Consider the following 16,352-nt stretch of genomic DNA (forward strand, 5'->3'; position numbering starts at 1 on the left):
CTCGTTACCCTGCCGTAATGGCATTGGTTTGGGACATTGCGGCGCGGCATAGTTGTTTGAGGTCTTCATGTGTTGGTTTTACAGGATTAACAGGCACGTTGCCCGACTGCATCGCTTCCTCGGCAATCCTATCAAGTTCCTCTTCCGTCACACCATAATCGGAAAGTGTTTGTGTTATGCCGATATCCTTTTTGAGGCGTCGAATCGCTGATACGGACCTCTCGGCTGCCTCCCGCAAAGAAAGATGATCGGTTTTCTCTCCGAAAATAACGGCAATTTCCTTGAATTTTTCCAAGTTTCCAATAAGATTGAACGTCATAACCTCAGGTAAAAGTATCGCGTTTACGATACCGTGCGGAATCTTGAAATGCGCGCCTAATGGAATGGCGAGCGCGTGTGAAAGTCCAAGACGAGTCGGATTGAAGGCCATTGCTGCGATCAAACTGGCAAGCAGCATATCGTGACGCGCCGATAAGTTCTCTCCTTGAACAACCGCAGTCCGGAGACTGCGTGCAATCATTTTCATAGCCTGAATCGACATGCCTTCGGAGATCGGCTGCGTCGCTTTATTAACGAAAGATTCCAATGCATGCGTCAAAGCGTCCATTCCCGTAGACGCGGTAAGCGATGCAGGCAAAGAAACCGTCAACTCAGGATCGCATAATGCCAGAGACGGGCAATTATACGGGCTGCCCACACTGAGTTTGACCTTTGCTTTTTTGTCTGAAAGCACGGACCAAATCGTAAGTTCGCTGCCAGTCCCCGCAGTCGTTGGAATTGCAATGACGTGCGCTCCTTTACGCGGCACTTTGTTTATCCCGACGTAATCGCGAATGTTGCCTTCATTTCCTAACATCAAACCAACTGCCTTTGCCGTGTCAAGCGAACTTCCGCCTCCGATGCCCACAACCAGGTCGCACCCTTCCGACTTGGCCAGCTCTGTTGCCGTTGCGACCGATTCAATATTCGGATCGGGTTCGATGTCCGAGTAAATGACGTACGGAATTTCTGCTTCATTTAGCGGTGACGTCAATCTGTCGACGCCTCCTGCTTTGAGGACGCCAGGATCGCTGACGATAAGCACCTTGCTTCCTCCAAGCTCGCGAACATGATGCGGGAGCGTTTGCGCAGCCCCATTCCCGAACTCGATGACCGTCGGCAGTTCATATCGAAAAATCCGGTTTATCATCTTTTTTCCTCCCACTATGTTCAATCCCTATTTTTGGGCAGCGATGCTACCACGCTAAAGCCTCGATCAGGCCTCCGGTCCACATGGAGACCATATTCATTTCCGTACAGCATTTGTAAACGCTCATGAATATTTCTTAAGCCAAGACTCTTTTTCGGCTCAGCATGCGGTCCCGCGCTCGTATTCAAAGCGCTGCGAATAGCCGCTAATTTCTCTTCGCTGATCTCTGCTCCATCATCTTCCACGCCGATATGAAGCGATTGCTCATCAACGGCTGCCCAAATCGTAATCCTCCCCTGCTCTTCCTTCGTTTCAATACCATGAAAGATTGCGTTCTCCACCAGCGGCTGAATAATCAGTTTCGGAATCTGACAGCTCAGTGTATCTTCAGGAATTCGGGTTTCGAGCTCGATGCGATCTCCGTACCGGAATTTCTGTATGCTGATGTAATCTTTGACATGCTGAAGCTCTTCATAGAAGCTGACGATTGGCGCCCCCTTAATACTGAAGCGAAAAATTTTTGCAAGACTTACCGCCATCTCCCCAATATCCGGCGCCTGATGAATATCAGAGAGCCATTTGATGGACTGCAGCGTGTTATACAGAAAGTGCGGATTAATTTGCGCTTCAAGCGAGGCAAGCTCAGCTTCCTTTTGCTTCAAATTAGAGACGAATACGGTTGAAATTAAATTCTGAATGTCTCCGATCATGATATTAAAATGCTCGTTAAGCTTGCCAATTTCGTCTGAATTGTCCACCCTGGCACGTACCGACATATTGCCTTCCGCCACTTTTTCCATCAGCCGGATCAAGTTGGAAATTGGACGTGTGATACGCCTGCTCAAAAAGTAAGCGATAATGGTGCTCATCACCGTCATGATGAGTACCGAGATCATGATAATGTTTTTGACTCTGGATGCGTCGACGAACAATGCGTTCGCAGGAACAACTGTTATTATTTTCCATCCTGTTGTGTGAATAGTTGCAAACGCAACCAGCTTCCTGGCATCGGTTTCTTCGGTAAAATAATAACCGTTATCCTCAGAAAAAACCGGCTCGAACAGCGCGATTTTCGACGTTTCCAGCTTTTGGGTAACAAGCGTCTTGTCACTGATCGAGATGACATTGTTCGCATCATCCAAAATCATCGAATAGCCGTTTGGAGCTACACGGCCGGTTGTATAGATGTTTTCTAAGGTGCGTTCATTAACGTCCATCCATAGTATCCCAATTGGCTTCCCATACGAATTGCGAATTTTTTTCAAAAAAGAAACCACATTCGCATTCGAACTAATCGTATATCCGCCTACTTTGTGGGAAGGCGACCATTTCGCATCTTCCGAGTCAGATTGACTAAATGTCTGAAACCATGGGAAATCGGTGAAATTCGGTTTTTCTCTTAATTGATTAGCCGACGAGAAGTAGGTTCCGTTCGTATCTATGAAGTACATACCGTTAATATCGTTGCGGTAAATCGTATATTTGTTCATCTCATCTTCGACGCTTCGGCTGATTTGGCTTTTCTCATAATCAGAAGCAGACGGATACGCTTCGATTTGCTTTTTGATCGGATTAGGCAGGTTAAAAGAGTCGTAAAATGCGGTATTGGCGGCTTTCTCAACATCCTCCAAAATGACTTCCGAGTTAAGTGAAAGCTGATGAACGGTTTGCTGAAGCGAGCGGCTCAAGTTATTGTTGATAATATGCGTTGCTACGCTGTAAGCGAAATAACTGACGATCGTCAGAGGCAGAACGACCAGACTCAGGAACGAGAGCATCAGTTTGGTGAATAAATTAAAACGAACCTTCTTCATGGTGCAAGCTTCCTGTATTCGCTCGGTGTAATACCCGTATGTTTCTTAAACATCTGTCCAAAGTGACGGAAATCTTTGTAGCCTACCGCTTCCGCAACTTCATAGTTTTTCATACCGCCTGAAGCAAGCAACTCTTTAGCCTTCTCAAGCCGCAGCTCCGCAAGAAAGTCCGAGAAGTTGCTTCCTGTTTCCTGAACGAATAAGTAGCTCAGATAGCTGCGGTTAAGAAATACACGGTTCGCTGCGTCTGCCAGTGAAATTTCTTCACCATAGTGCTGATTCAGATAATCGATCACATCGCGAATGACTTTGCTGTAAGGTTTTGGCAGGTGCTGGTGCATGATCTGCACCGCTTCCTGGAATAAAGCATCCAAGCTAACCACTGCATCGTTCAGCGTATCCGATAAATACAGAACTTCACGCACCCGCTCCCGCAAATCTTGTTGACTATCACGGCTGCGTTCCTTCTGCAGTAGTTCCAGCGATTCCGCCAGCTTCAAATAAAAAGCCTCGATGCTTTCCGGATCGTACAAAGCTTCTTCGGCAAAACGCACCTTCAATTTGTCCAATTCATCCAGCAACGGTTTCGTGCTGCCTAGCTGAAGAGCTTGCGTTATCGTATGAATGGTGTCACTAGCCGGTAATATCTTTCCCACCGTCTCGGGATTGAAGGTTAAGATCCGTTTGGTAGGACTCAGCCATCGCAACTTCAGCGCCCGGTCCGCATCGAGATAAGACTCTCGCAGACCTTGGAGGCCCGATGATATGCTGCCGAGTCCCCAAGTGGTCGGCACTCGCAGGTAATCCAGCACAGCTGCCTGCCCCTTAGCTACAAAGTCCTCCATCAAATTGAAATCGTTCTCATTCTGTCTTAGAACCAAGACGAGACTTCCCGGACGAAGATCAACTAGCTCTCCGCTGCCTTCAGTCCGAAGCAGTTCTTCCAGGATGTTCTGTACAGCGAAATGCAGTAAACCACCATCACGGAATAACGTACTTTTTTCTTTAAAAGCATTTATTTTTACAAGGGCAATCGCATTTTTGCCGCAAATGGAGTCATTCAAACCGAGTACATGCTCATAGCGCTTAAGCTCCTTCTCTCCTGTCACGCCAAACAGCAGCTCCTTCAGCACTTTTTGTCTGGCAAGACCAACCGACTGCTGCAGGAGATGTGACATTTGATCCTGTTCCCGAATTTTTCCCCGCTCGTCAGCGATTTCCTGCGTCACTTTATCTATCGCCTGTCCTAGAGATTTACTGTCGATCGGCTTGAGCAGATAATCCGTTACACCGCATGCAATCGACTTCTTGGCATAGCTAAAATCATCATAGCCGGAAATAATGATAATTTTGATGGAAGGCCATCGTTCCTTAACGATTCTCGAAAGCTCCAAACCGTCCAATCCGGGCATCCGGACGTCTGTCAGGAGTACATCCGGCTGCCGGTCCTCGGCCATTTGAAGCGCTACTCTCCCATTAGGGGCCGTATGTATTTCGCCAATTCCATAGTTGTTCCAATCAATCGCCTTTTGGATACCCATCCGCATCAACGGTTCATCATCTACGATCAATGCTGTCAACATGCTATTGTTCCCTCCTGCAATGGATATTTGTTTTCGGACGATCTCTTTGTTACCTATAGAATTCAACGAAACTGCCCCTTTCCCTCTTAATTTTTGTATAGTTTGACTGAACTCCCGAATCTGGAAAAGGCTGGGATCACCTTCTAGTTAGAAGGCTAACCGCTGCAAAATCCAGTTCACCGCTTTCCCTTGCCGCCATCTCATACAGCTGAAAAGCGTGCGAGGTGACAGGCATCGGTTGGCCTGAAGCTTCCTGAAGCGCGATATCGATGTCCTTTTTCATGAGATTAAGCTTAAAGCCCGGCTGGAAATGACGTCCTGCGATCGCCTGCCCTTTGTTCGTAAACATCCAGGAACCGCCAGAGCTGCTGCCAATCACTTTCTGCAAAGCATCCAAGTCCACGTCAAGCCTTTCCGCCAAGGCAATCGCCTCAGATGCAGCCAACATATGCACGGCGGCAAGCATCTGGTTAATTGCCTTAACCGCCTTGCCTGCGCCAATTGTACCGACCGGATGTACCGTTTGCGCCATCGCATCAAGGATTGGCTGAGCCAACTCCAACGCCTCCTCGCTGCCTCCAGCCATGACCGTTAGAGTCCCTTTCTCCGCACCGATCGTGCCACCACTAACTGGAGCGTCCAAAACCACTACGCCTTTGGCAGCAAAAGCCTCCGCAATCTCCTTCATTGCGCCTGGGGAACCCGACGTCATCTCCAACAGAAGTTGGCCTTCCCTCACCTCAGCCAGCACCTCGCTGCTAAGAAGCACCTCCCTCATTTGGCGGTCCTCCGGCAAAATACTAATGATTGCACCGCAAGCTGCAATCGCCCCTGCCGGTGAAACGTGCACTTCGGCCCCAAGCTTGCGAAGCTCATCAGCCGGCGCCGAGTTCCGGTGAACGGTTACGTGCAGCTGAAAGCCTGCCTTTGCCAAGTTTCTGGCCATTGGCAATCCCATCGCGCCTAGTCCAAGGAAGGCGATTTGACGCCTATCTACCCCATTCATCGTGATTTCCCCCTTTTGCGTAAATGAAATGATAGAATATGGAAAAACCCCGGCATGACCGGGATTTCCTTTCTTAGTAGCCTGCAACGGATGCATCGACGGATAGACCCATTTTATCGTAAAGCTTGCGGCGGCTTTTCTTATCTGCTTCCATTTCTTGAAGCGCATACTTCGCTACATCCCATGCTTTTTCAAGAGGTACAACTACGATGCCATCGCCATCTGCGACGATAATATCGTTCGGACGTACAAGTTGGCCGTTAATGTTAACAGGGACATCCTTGGCCTGGAATTCTACGCGTCCTTGTACCATCGTTTGCGACACGTAACGGGAGAAAATCGGCACTTGATTCAAGATTAGCTCATCTGTATCCCGCGCTCCTCCGTTCGTGATGATGCCACGGCATCCCTGGATTTTATATTCCAAACCGTTATTAGATCCGATGATACCCACGTTCGTGTCACTGGCATCAAGCACCAGCACATCGTCTTCGCCGATCTCTTTCCCCCAGTGATACGTCGCGATATTACCGTACCAATGATTGGAGAATTTCGTGTATGATTCCGGATCCATCGTAGGGATCGTGCGGTTCGTCGGTACGAATTGAACGGTTTTGGCAAAACCGCAGAAGCTAGTACGGAATAATGGCTTGATGGTGTCTGTATGTATGCTGCCCATGAAATGCATCATATTCCAGTCCATGCCGTCGCGCACATCAGCAACGCGCAGTTTGCGATAAACTTCCATTAGTTTTTGTTTTTCTTCTTTGGTCAATTCGATCATTTTCAGTCACCTCTTCATTGGATTTGGTTGATTCATTTGCTGGCTGTATACGAAGAGCGATTCGATTAAAGCTTTAAACCGCTCGATGCCACACTTTCAATCACATATCGTTGCAGGAGAAGGAATAAGATGACCATCGGAATGATGGTTAGTGTTGCAAGGGCAAGGCTGCTTCCAATGTACGTTCCATTCGGTCCCAGCGTGAAATTCGCTACGCCGATGGACACAGTGAACATGCTGCTCTTCGATAAGATGAGTAGCGGCCAAAGCAGCTCATTCCATTTATGCATCACAGTAATGATAGACAAAGTAGCAATAATTGGTGAAGTAAGCGGCAAATAAATTTTCATAAATATCGTAAAATGATGGGCTCCGTCCATTTTGGCCGCTTCCCCTAGCTCATTCGGCAGTGAATCCATGAACTGCTTCACCAGGAATACGCCGAAGGGATAGGCGAGTGTCGGTAGGATGACCCCAACAAATGAATTAATCAGGTTCAGTTGATTAAACACCAGAAAACGTGTAAACACGATAACTTGGTCGGGTACCATCATGGCGGTGAGAATGATGAGGAGCCAGATTTTTTTGCCTCTAAACTCCCCTTTGGAAAGGGCATATCCTGCCAAGGTGGCACCTACTATATGGCAAATCACGGAGCCTGCGACAATAATAATCGAATTTATATAGTACGTGCCTATCGGCAAAGACTTGAAAATTAAGGAAAAGTTTTTCCACCCGAACTCTTCAGGAACGATGCGTGGCGGAAAGCTGAGCCCGAAATTCGCATTAACGTCCAGAGAGATTCCAATCATAAGCACAAAGGGATAGAGAAAGACCACGGCCAGCGCCGACAGTATGAGCAACCTGATTATTTCCAGCGCTTGATTGCGTCTTGTCATTCGAACCTGCCTCCTTTCATCGTTCCGATCTTCGGGAAATCTTCAGATTTATGACGGTAATGATCAGAATCATCAGGAACAGCGCAATTGAAGCCGCTGAACCGTACCCGTATTGGGACTTCTCCATCGTTTCTTCATAGAAAAAGAGTACGATCGTTTGCAGTGAGCGGAGCGGACTTCCAGCGGCCCCGCCGAAGGTATACACATCATCGAATCGCTGGAAGGCGCCGATGACGCCTGTTATGATTAGGAACCACAGAATGGGTTTGATCCCCGGTATCGTGATATAACGCATTTCCTCCCAGCGCGATGCGCCGTCTACACGAGCTGCTTCGTAATAATCTTTGGAAATCGACTGCAGTCCTGCCATCCAGATGAGGATGTTAAAGCCGACTGATTGCCACAGTGCCAAAGCAATGACGACCCATTTGATCAGCGTCGGATCATTCATCCACGCCTTCGGCTCGATGCCGAACCAGGAAAGGACGTAATTGACCGATCCTGACTGGTCAGGGAAGAACAGGACCTTGAACACAAGCACGACTGCGACCGCCGACGTGACATTCGGCAGAAAGTAAATCACCTTGAGCAGTCCTTTTCCATACATAGCCCTATTAATCAGTGCAGCCAGCAGAAATGAGAGCGGGAGCCCTAGCAATAAGCCGAACAAACCAATGTACAAGGTGTTATAAATGGAGAGGAAGAAATTCGGATCTGTCAACAGGTGTCTATAGTTAAACCATCCTGCGAAATTCTCCAAACTGCCGTCACTCGATACGTAGAAGCTAAGTAGCAATGTTTTGACCATCGGGTAGTAGCTGATCAATGCTAGAACACCTACAGTCGGAAGCAGATATAGATACCAGGTGAACTCCTTGAGGAGTCTGCCCTTGACCGGAGAGTTCTGCTTCATAACCGGAAGAGCCTGCTTTGCATCTGTAACCGCACTCGCGTATGTCGTCGGTTTCATCATTGAACCCTCCTTTTGGGCGGCTATACGGTTTGTGTGCGAGTTACTTTTGGTCGGCAGCATTGTTCTTGGCGAACTCATCCAGTACCTCTTTTTGGGCGGTATCCAGTGCTTCTTTAGCGGGCGTATTTTTCAGCAGCACCTTTTCCATACCACGTGTTAAGGCAAATTTGGCTGTTGTGAACCAGATCGGAGACATATATTGTGCTTGGCTTACCATTTTGAACATCTTCTCGTCGTTGGCATCCGGCTTATAGTCCGGTCCAAGCGATTTTGTCGAAACCGGCATCGTGTTCTTCGTTTCCCAAAGGAATCGCTGTCCATTGCCGACAGACATCCACTTGACGATTTCCCAAGCAAGATCTTTGTCCTGGGTATTCTTGACCATTTGTACGCGAATGCCGCCTAAGAAGCCGCCGGTTCCTTGTGGACCTTTCGGAATCATTGCTACATCGTACCTGTCGAGCATTTTGAGTGATTTAAATTTTTGAAGCTGAATGGCCGGCAAATTAATGTACATCGCAATATTGTTTTTTGGCGTGGACCACTTCTCGGCCCCTTGCCCTTGAATCATACCCGCAGGTGTAAAAGGCATCAGTGATTTGTAATAATCTGCGGCCTTTACCATGCCCTCGCTGTTTAATGTTACCTGGTTTAAATATTCTTTGTAGCCCATTTTACCCATATCGGCGCCGAATGTATTAGCGATAAGGGAGACTGCGTAACCTGCTTGATCAGCAGGAATTCGCGTGTAGACTCCGTAGGTTTGCTCACCTGTTTTTGGATTTTTTCCGGTCAGTTTTTTCGCCTTATCGAGCACTTCATCCCAAGTTGGATTTTCAGATAGAGGCTGGACACCAAAATCAGTGAAGATCGTTTTGTCAAAATAAATACCCGAGCCGTCTACAGCAATCGGCAGCGCGTTATTAACCGTTTTCCCGTCTTTATCGACTTCCAATGGACCGGTCAGCAGTGTCGGAGATAAATACAAATCTTTGCTCCACTCTTTGTCTTTTTCGAGGAAAGGAGTTAGATCCTCGCTCAAGCCTTGATTCCACATAAATTTGCTGTCCGATTCGATCGATACATCGATTTGGCGCGATTCCACGAGCGCTTTCGCTTTTGCTTGATGATCCTTGTACGGATAGGTGACAACCTCGATATCAATATTCGGGTAATCCAACTTGAGACGCTTCTTCAGCTCATCAGCCCCGTAGACCATTTCTCCTGTAAGTGGGTCAGGCGCTGTTTGATCGTTTAAGCCAACATAACCAATGCGGATTTTCCCTTTCAGTTCAGGCTTTGCCTTAATCGGAGAAGTCGACTTCCCCGCTGCCTCTCCTGCAGTGCTTCCATCTTGCGCTGTATTCTTGCTTTCCCCGCTGCTGCAGCCTGCTGAAGTTGCTATAAGCACTGCTGCCATTGATAACGTTAGCCATTTGCGTTTCATGATTCGGCCTCCCTGGTTCTCTAGTGTCGGTACCGCTTACATCCTTATTGTAGCGGAGCCTGGACAACATTGTTAGGCGGCCTTGTTTGGATTATGTGGATTATATTTGGGAGCCTTCAATGATTGAAACATGATGGACAGCGGCTTCACTAAGCTGCAAGCCATATTTCAAGCCAATATCATCTAGCTCAGCAGCCACTTTAGGCGGAAGCTCAATACCCTCTTGCTTACGCGACTCCGTTTGTCTTCGTTCAATTTCCCCGGGTACCAAAATTTCCTTCACACCCGGCGCTTTAGGCTCATTTTTTATTTGGCGGATGTACTGATCGACCCTTTGTTTAAATAATTCCAGCGGAATAAATCGGTTAATATCTATCGCTATGAAAAAGTGTCCCACATTTTGCGGTTCATTCCAATTTTCATACATGTTATTTACATACTGACCATAACCCGCTCCGGTTAACACACCTGACAAAATGTCAATAAACATGGATATGGCATAGCCCTTTGGACCTCCGACCGGCAGAACAGAACCTTCGAGTGCAGCCTCAGCGTTGGTCGTAGGGTTCCCATCTTTATCAATCCCCCACCCCAGAGGAATCGCTTCCCCCTTCTGAGCAGCAACGATGATCTTGCCTCTTGCGACAACACTGGTTGCCATGTCTAAGATAAAAGGGCTTTCCTCACCTGCCGGAACCCCCACACATAGAGGATTGGTACCGATAAAAGGACGTACGCCTCCCGTCGGCGGCATGGTCTGGGATGCGTTCGACATGACAAGCAGAATCAAGTTCTGTTCAATCGCTCTCTGTGCATAGTAAGCTCCCGTGCCGAAATGATTGGAACCTTTTACCCCGACAACAGCCGCACCATATTGCTTAGCCCGTTCCATCGCCATATCCAGCGCATAGCTTCCTACCACAGCTCCAAAGTTATTGCTCCCATCGAGCAGCAGCGTGCTTCCATGCTCCGACACAATCACTGGTTCAGCTTGCGGGTCCATCATTCCTTTTTCAACGCGCTTCAAATAGATGCCTGTACGTACGACGCCATGAGATTCAACTCCGCGAAGATCGGCTTGAATCAACGACTCCGCTACGATGGATGCACGGTCCGCAGGTACGCCTGCACGAATAAATACTTCCCTGCAAAAGGATTGCAGTTTCTCCCATTGGTAAGTAACCGGCAAGCTCATACCCCTTCACAGCCCTTCTGTTTTAACGTTTGATCCACCCAATCGCGGTTCACCGTGCCATCCTCAATGGATTGTAAAATATTCAGCTCACGCACCTGTTGTTCGCGAATGAGCTTCAGCAAGCCTTCCGCCTCTCTCAGCGGCACGATGGCCAAGCCATCCTCGTCACCGACGATGATATCGCCAGGCTCGACAATCATCCCTCCTACTGAAACGGGAACGTTGATTTCTCCAGGTCCGTCCTTATAAGGTCCGCGATGTGTAATTCCTCTGGCATAAACCGGAAAGGTGTCATTCGCGAAAGCCACAGTATCACGGATCGCTCCGTCAATAATGAAACCGGCAATTTGCTTTTTCTGAGCCAACCGCAACATAATTTCGCCGACGATTGAATTGGTCGTATCTCCTCCGGCATCAACTACAATGATATCTCCAGGCTCTGCCAAGTCGATCGCTTTGTGTACCATCAGATTGTCCCCTGGTCTTGTCTTGACGGTTAAAGCCGCTCCTACTAGTTTGCTGCCTGCTTGGTGGTACGGACGCAGCCCTGAGCAAATCGCATGCATGCGATTTAAATTATCACTGATGTGCGGCGTAACCACATCCCGAAACTGATCGAGCAAAGTTAGGCTTGGGCGTTGTGACCGCTCAAGAATTCGAAAACCTAAATTAGGCATGTTGGCACACTCCTTAGAAAGTTTGGGTTAAGAATAAGTTCGGCTGGCTGATTATAAATTTGATTACTGTTCTTAGTCGGTTTATCGATTTAGGAAATCGATTTACAAGTAAAATTTAACATGTTTATTTCAATTCAGCAAGCGGTTTCAGTAAAAAAAATGTATTTTTCTTCGTGCAGCACCGGAGACGAGCCTGCTGCGTGTAATGATCAGCAACGCACAAAAAGACCTGACGGATGATAATCCGTCAGGTCTTTTCTAGTTCCCTGAAATGCGCCAGTCATCATGACTGCGCATCTGTATTATTGCCTGCTTCACCTTCACCGCTTGAGCTCCTGACGATCAAGTTCGGCTTCAAAACAACGTGTTTCGGTTTTCGGGCTGTCTTCGATCCAATTCGTTGGATCAAGTTTTTGGCGGCTATCCTGCCCATCTCATAAGCTGGCTGCTCGATCGTTGTTAATGGCGGATTGAGATGTTTGGCCCAAACCGTCTCATCGTACCCAATTAACGCAACTTGAGCCGGGACCTGGATACCAAGTTCCTTAAAGCCCTCAAGGATTTCCAGTGTCATCATATTGTTCGTGGAAAAAACAGCATCTGCATCAGGCTTTTGCCTAAAATAGTCAATAACGGCTGCCTTGGCCTTTCCGCTTGCATTTTGAACCTGGATGATTGAGTGATCCGTGACTTCAAGGCCGTTCTCCCTCATCGCCTCTTTGAAGCCAAGAATACGTTCTTGCCACGTGCTGATACCTTCAGGCTGATAGACGAAGCAAACCAACTTCTGTCTGCCCATCTGGATAAAATGCTCGACGGCCAACCGGGCACCTTGGATATTATCTACGACAACATCGTCTACGTCCAAATCTGAAATGCGGCGGTTAATGACGAGGAGAGGATACTTTTTCTGCACGATATCCGTATATAATTCTTTATTATTGACAGTTGGATTGACAATAATGCCATCCACCTGGCGCATTTGCAAACCGTCAATCAATCCTGCTTCACGTTCGGAATCTTCATTGGAGTTGCATACCATGAGACTATATCCTGACTGACGGCAAGTATCCTCAACACCTTCCAATACCCGGGACCAGAATGGATTGCTTAAATTGGAAAGAACAATACCGATAATGTTCGTCCTCATTTGCTTTAATCCTCGTGCCATAGGGTTCGGACGATAGTTCACATCGCGTATGATCTTTAAGACCTTATCTTTGGTTTCTTCTGTCGCTTGCGAATAATTCCCGTTGAGGATTCGTGAGACCGTTGTTTTGGATACACCAGCCATTTTAGCCACATCATCGATGGTTACTTTCAATGAAATTCCTCATTTCATACCGTGTATACGTTGCTCGTAACAACGTTTTCATCTAACAAATATACCAGATTGCGGAATACAATGAAAGACGGATATTTACATGCCCTTCGATCTAGGCAGGTAAATATCCGTTTGTGCAAATCTCCTGTTAACTCCGTTCTTCCCTATTAAACAACCGTTTGATCCAGGGCTCTGCCCATAGCTTCATAGATTCTTTTACGGCCGGCTTTATCGTTTTTCAGCTCCTGATGGGCATATTTAGCCACCTCATAGGCAAGCTTTCTAGGTACAACAATAACACCGTCTCCATCAGCTACAACAACGTCGCCCGTACGAACGACAACGCCCCCGATATTGACCGGCACGTCTAGAGCGTCGAAACGGATACGTCCTTGATCCATTTTTTGAGAGATGAATTTGGACCAAACCGGTACCTCCTGCAGAATGACCTCGTCCGTATCCCGAACACCGCCATTCGTTAAATACCCAACAATTCCGTCTTTGATACCGCCAAGAGTATTGTTTGAGCCCAAAATGCCCACGTCTACACCGCTTTGATCAATGACCATGAAGTCGCCTTTTGTAATGCTTTTGTGCCATGGATCGTAGCATACTTCCTTATAGTACCATTTGGCCCACTCCGTATATTCGTCAGGCGTCATGCTCGGCACGGCTTCTTCGTAGGGCACATATTTAGCAGTACGGGCAATACCAACCACCCGAGTTCTGAACAGCGGACGAATCTCATAATGCACTGAGCCGTAATGATGCATCATATTCCAATCCATACCATCGCGCACGTCTGCAACCCTTAAATCTTTATAAAGCTCCAAAATCTTCTCTCTATCGTCCATGTTCATTCATCCCTTCTATATTTGGTATTTGATTAAATAACGGTATGATCCAACTCACGATTCATTGCTTCATAAATCCTGCGTCTGCCTGCTTTATCTCCTTTTAATTCCTGATGTGCGTACTTCCCTACTTCTACAGCGATTTTTCTCGGGACAACAATGACACCGTCTCCATCAGCTACGATGACATCTCCTGAGTTCACAACGACGCCTCCGATATTGACCGGTACATCATTCGCATCAAATTGGATGCGCCCCTGATTCATCTTCTGCGAGATAAATTTGGACCATACCGGAACTTCTTGCATAATTAGCTCGTCTGTATCGCGCACACCGCCGTTCGTAATAAACCCAACAGCTCCCTGAGAGAAATATTGAAGCGAGTTGTTCGACCCAAGAATCCCTACATCGACACCGCTTTGATCAATTACGACGAAATCGCCTGGTTCGGATGCTTTCATCCCTTTGTTATTCGTGATATTAGCGTAATACCATTTGGCCCACTCCGTATATTCATCGGGAGTCATTTTGGGAATCTCCCCTTGATAAGGAATGTATCTGGAGGTTTGCGCTATGCCAACCGCTCTCGTACGGTAAAGTGGACGGATTTCGTGATGTACCGTACCATAATGATGCATCATGTTCCAATCCATGCCGTCCCGCACGTCGGCCACACGCAAATCTTTGTACAACGCCAACAATTCCTGTCTTTCCTCTTTGGACAATTTGTCCTTGCTCATTGCTCTCACTCTCCATTTGCCTAGATTTATATTTTCATCCCTAAAAATAGAAATGGCATCTTTAAGGAATAAATATCTGCCGTTATGCTTTTATAATCACAAGCTTCTAACCTTTTAATCCGCCTGTAGAAATACCTTCAATCAGATATCTCTGGAAAAAGATGAACATAGCAAATACGGGTACAAGGGACAGAATCGACATTGCAAACAGAGCACCCCAGGAGTTATCTCCCATAGAATCCGTAAACATGCGAAGCGCCAAAGCAATCGGAAATCTTTGAATATTGCTGATATAGAGCAGCTGACTGAAGAAATCGTTCCATGTCCAAATAAACGTAAAGATCGCGGTCGTCATAAGAGCAGGAACCGTGAGCGGGATCATGATATACCAGTACATTTTAATAGGGCCGCATCCGTCAATTTCAGCTGCTTGATCTAATTCACGCGGAAGTGAGCGGATGAACTGAACGATCAAAAAAATGAAGAAGGCTTCAACGCCTAGAAACTTCGGTAGAATTAACGGTAGATAGGTATTGATCCAGCCAAACTTATTAAACATGATATATTGCGGAATGATAGTCACGTGAAAAGGCAGCATTAACGTCATGAGCATAATGGCGAAAAATACTTTTTTAAGAAAAAAGTTCAGCCTTCCAAAGGCATATGCCGCCATCGAGCAGGAAATCAAATTCCCTATCATACACATAGCCACTAGAAAGAAAGTATTCAGAAAAAATTGGCCAAACGTTACACCAGATAAGCCGGTCCATCCTTGCTTATAATTATCAAATGTGATTTTACTCGGGATCAAAGAAGTATTCGTAAAAATCTCCGTATTCTCTTTGAACGAGCTCACAAACATCCACAACAACGGATAAATCATGATGAGACAACCAGCTATAATACATGTATGTAGAACATAACGGGATGCTCTGCTCATAACCAAAGGGATCACCCCTATTCTTGATAATAAACCCATTTTTTCGATGTAACGAAAAGCAGCGATGTAACAAGTGCAATCGTGATGAGTAACATCCACGCCATTGCTGCTGCATAGCCCATGTCGAACTGGGCAAAGCCCTTCTGATACAGATACAGGGTATAAAATAAGGTGGAATTCAGCGGACCGCCGGTCCCCCCGCTCACGATGAACGCAGGTGTGAAAGCCTGAAAGGCATGAATGATCTGCATAACAAGATTGAAAAACAGGATAGGAGTAAGCATGGGAAACGTAATACTCAGGAATTGCCTGAACGCGCCTGCCCCGTCGATTCTTGCTGATTCATATAAATCCACTGGTATTTGTTTCAAACCAGCCAGGAAAATCACCATCGCGGATCCGAATTGCCACGTTGATAAGACAATCAAAGTGTACAGTGCCGTGCTTGGTGTAGCGATCCAGTTTAAGCCTTCTACACCGAAAACCTGCAGGATCTTGTTAATCAATCCCTCACCGCCAAAAATTTGCCTCCATAACAACGCAATGGCTACACTGCCGCCAAATAAGGAAGGAACATAATAAATAGCCCGATATATGCGAATTCCTCTTATTCCTTTGTTGAGCAGAAGGGCGACTGCGAGAGCAAATGAAAGAGCTAACGGAACAGCCAACAACACGTAACCGGCCGTTACTTTAATACTTCCAATATATTTCGTGTCATGAAACATCTCTATAAAATTGCTGAAGCCTATCCACTCCGGCGGAGTGAACAAATCATACTTGGTAAATGCCAGGTAAAGAGAAAATCCCATAGGGAATGCGCTTAAACCAATTAATCCAATCAACCATGGCGTCAAAAATAAATAACCAGTCCAGTTGTTTTTCAAGAACGTCTTAATGGCAGTCATGCTTTCACTCCCAAAGTTG

General features: G+C 46.8%; 15 protein-coding genes. All 15 read right to left on the reverse strand.

Going from position 1 to position 16,352, the window contains the following annotated elements:
* Positions 1-4 precede the first annotated feature (4 nt).
* The 15 genes from AC58UW_RS21100 to AC58UW_RS21170 all read right to left on the reverse strand — a co-directional run bounded on the left by AC58UW_RS21100 (position 5) and on the right by AC58UW_RS21170 (position 16,333).
* The gene (locus tag AC58UW_RS21100; protein WP_497422574.1) at positions 5-1,189 is read right to left on the reverse strand and encodes an iron-containing alcohol dehydrogenase; all 1,185 of its coding nucleotides are present in this window, start codon (positions 1,187-1,189) and stop codon (positions 5-7) included.
* A gap of 20 nt (positions 1,190-1,209) precedes the next feature.
* Positions 1,210-3,003 (reverse strand): cache domain-containing sensor histidine kinase, encoded by a 1,794-nt coding sequence (locus AC58UW_RS21105; RefSeq protein ID WP_497422575.1) that lies wholly within the window; start codon positions 3,001-3,003, stop codon positions 1,210-1,212.
* Entirely contained in the window at positions 3,000-4,586 is a 1,587-nt protein-coding gene (locus AC58UW_RS21110; protein ID WP_497422576.1) for a response regulator, read from the reverse strand. The genes AC58UW_RS21105 and AC58UW_RS21110 overlap by 4 nt, the downstream gene beginning before the upstream one ends.
* A 136-nt stretch (positions 4,587-4,722) precedes the next feature.
* Positions 4,723-5,592: an NAD(P)-dependent oxidoreductase gene (locus AC58UW_RS21115; RefSeq protein WP_497422577.1), complete on the reverse strand. Its 870-nt coding sequence runs from the start codon at positions 5,590-5,592 to the stop codon at positions 4,723-4,725.
* 73 nt (positions 5,593-5,665) lie between these two features.
* Complete coding sequence (locus AC58UW_RS21120; protein WP_497422578.1) at positions 5,666-6,376, reverse strand: RraA family protein; 711 nt, start codon at positions 6,374-6,376, stop codon at positions 5,666-5,668.
* A gap of 65 nt (positions 6,377-6,441) precedes the next feature.
* Positions 6,442-7,275, reverse strand: a complete 834-nt coding sequence (locus AC58UW_RS21125) for a carbohydrate ABC transporter permease (RefSeq protein ID WP_497422579.1) — start codon at positions 7,273-7,275, stop codon at positions 6,442-6,444.
* A 16-nt stretch (positions 7,276-7,291) separates the two neighbouring features.
* Positions 7,292-8,245, reverse strand: coding sequence for a carbohydrate ABC transporter permease (locus AC58UW_RS21130; protein WP_497422580.1), 954 nt, complete (start codon positions 8,243-8,245; stop codon positions 7,292-7,294).
* A gap of 43 nt (positions 8,246-8,288) precedes the next feature.
* Positions 8,289-9,695 carry an extracellular solute-binding protein gene (locus tag AC58UW_RS21135; RefSeq protein WP_497422581.1) on the reverse strand — a complete coding sequence of 469 codons (1,407 nt, stop codon included), beginning with the start codon at positions 9,693-9,695 and terminating at the stop codon, positions 8,289-8,291.
* Positions 9,696-9,795: 100 nt separating this feature from the next.
* Entirely contained in the window at positions 9,796-10,890 is a 1,095-nt protein-coding gene (locus AC58UW_RS21140) for an Ldh family oxidoreductase (protein ID WP_497422582.1), read from the reverse strand.
* Entirely contained in the window at positions 10,887-11,567 is a 681-nt protein-coding gene (locus AC58UW_RS21145; RefSeq protein ID WP_497422583.1) for an RraA family protein, read from the reverse strand. Before AC58UW_RS21145 ends, AC58UW_RS21140 begins: the two co-directional genes overlap by 4 nt.
* Positions 11,568-11,850: 283 nt before the next feature.
* Complete coding sequence (locus AC58UW_RS21150) at positions 11,851-12,891, reverse strand: LacI family DNA-binding transcriptional regulator (RefSeq protein ID WP_497422584.1); 1,041 nt, start codon at positions 12,889-12,891, stop codon at positions 11,851-11,853.
* 167 nt (positions 12,892-13,058) lie between these two features.
* Positions 13,059-13,745: an RraA family protein gene (locus AC58UW_RS21155; protein WP_497422585.1), complete on the reverse strand. Its 687-nt coding sequence runs from the start codon at positions 13,743-13,745 to the stop codon at positions 13,059-13,061.
* Between the two features lie 32 nt (positions 13,746-13,777).
* Entirely contained in the window at positions 13,778-14,485 is a 708-nt protein-coding gene (locus tag AC58UW_RS21160) for an RraA family protein (RefSeq protein ID WP_497422586.1), read from the reverse strand.
* Positions 14,486-14,591: 106 nt separating this feature from the next.
* Positions 14,592-15,368, reverse strand: coding sequence for a carbohydrate ABC transporter permease (locus AC58UW_RS21165; RefSeq protein WP_497422587.1), 777 nt, complete (start codon positions 15,366-15,368; stop codon positions 14,592-14,594).
* Between the two features lie 74 nt (positions 15,369-15,442).
* Entirely contained in the window at positions 15,443-16,333 is an 891-nt protein-coding gene (locus AC58UW_RS21170; RefSeq protein WP_497422588.1) for a carbohydrate ABC transporter permease, read from the reverse strand.
* Positions 16,334-16,352: the final 19 nt, after the last annotated feature.

The sequence above is a fragment of the Paenibacillus sp. J22R160 genome (assembly GCF_059692135.1).

What these genes read in the sequence shown, in the direction of transcription:
- AC58UW_RS21145 (WP_497422583.1), bottom strand. Translation starts at nt 11,567, where the DNA reads ATGCCTAATTTAGGTTTTCGAATTCTTGAGCGGTCACAACGCCCAAGC.
- AC58UW_RS21100 (WP_497422574.1), bottom strand. Translation starts at nt 1,189, where the DNA reads ATGATAAACCGGATTTTTCGATATGAACTGCCGACGGTCATCGAGTTC.
- AC58UW_RS21160 (WP_497422586.1), bottom strand. Translation starts at nt 14,485, where the DNA reads ATGAGCAAGGACAAATTGTCCAAAGAGGAAAGACAGGAATTGTTGGCG.
- AC58UW_RS21155 (WP_497422585.1), bottom strand. Translation starts at nt 13,745, where the DNA reads ATGGACGATAGAGAGAAGATTTTGGAGCTTTATAAAGATTTAAGGGTT.
- AC58UW_RS21105 (WP_497422575.1), bottom strand. Translation starts at nt 3,003, where the DNA reads ATGAAGAAGGTTCGTTTTAATTTATTCACCAAACTGATGCTCTCGTTC.
- AC58UW_RS21125 (WP_497422579.1), bottom strand. Translation starts at nt 7,275, where the DNA reads ATGACAAGACGCAATCAAGCGCTGGAAATAATCAGGTTGCTCATACTG.
- AC58UW_RS21170 (WP_497422588.1), bottom strand. Translation starts at nt 16,333, where the DNA reads ATGACTGCCATTAAGACGTTCTTGAAAAACAACTGGACTGGTTATTTA.
- AC58UW_RS21115 (WP_497422577.1), bottom strand. Translation starts at nt 5,592, where the DNA reads ATGAATGGGGTAGATAGGCGTCAAATCGCCTTCCTTGGACTAGGCGCG.
- AC58UW_RS21135 (WP_497422581.1), bottom strand. Translation starts at nt 9,695, where the DNA reads ATGAAACGCAAATGGCTAACGTTATCAATGGCAGCAGTGCTTATAGCA.
- AC58UW_RS21165 (WP_497422587.1), bottom strand. Translation starts at nt 15,368, where the DNA reads ATGATTTATCCGTTGTTGTGGATGTTTGTGAGCTCGTTCAAAGAGAAT.
- AC58UW_RS21110 (WP_497422576.1), bottom strand. Translation starts at nt 4,586, where the DNA reads ATGTTGACAGCATTGATCGTAGATGATGAACCGTTGATGCGGATGGGT.
- AC58UW_RS21120 (WP_497422578.1), bottom strand. Translation starts at nt 6,376, where the DNA reads ATGATCGAATTGACCAAAGAAGAAAAACAAAAACTAATGGAAGTTTAT.
- AC58UW_RS21130 (WP_497422580.1), bottom strand. Translation starts at nt 8,245, where the DNA reads ATGAAACCGACGACATACGCGAGTGCGGTTACAGATGCAAAGCAGGCT.
- AC58UW_RS21140 (WP_497422582.1), bottom strand. Translation starts at nt 10,890, where the DNA reads ATGAGCTTGCCGGTTACTTACCAATGGGAGAAACTGCAATCCTTTTGC.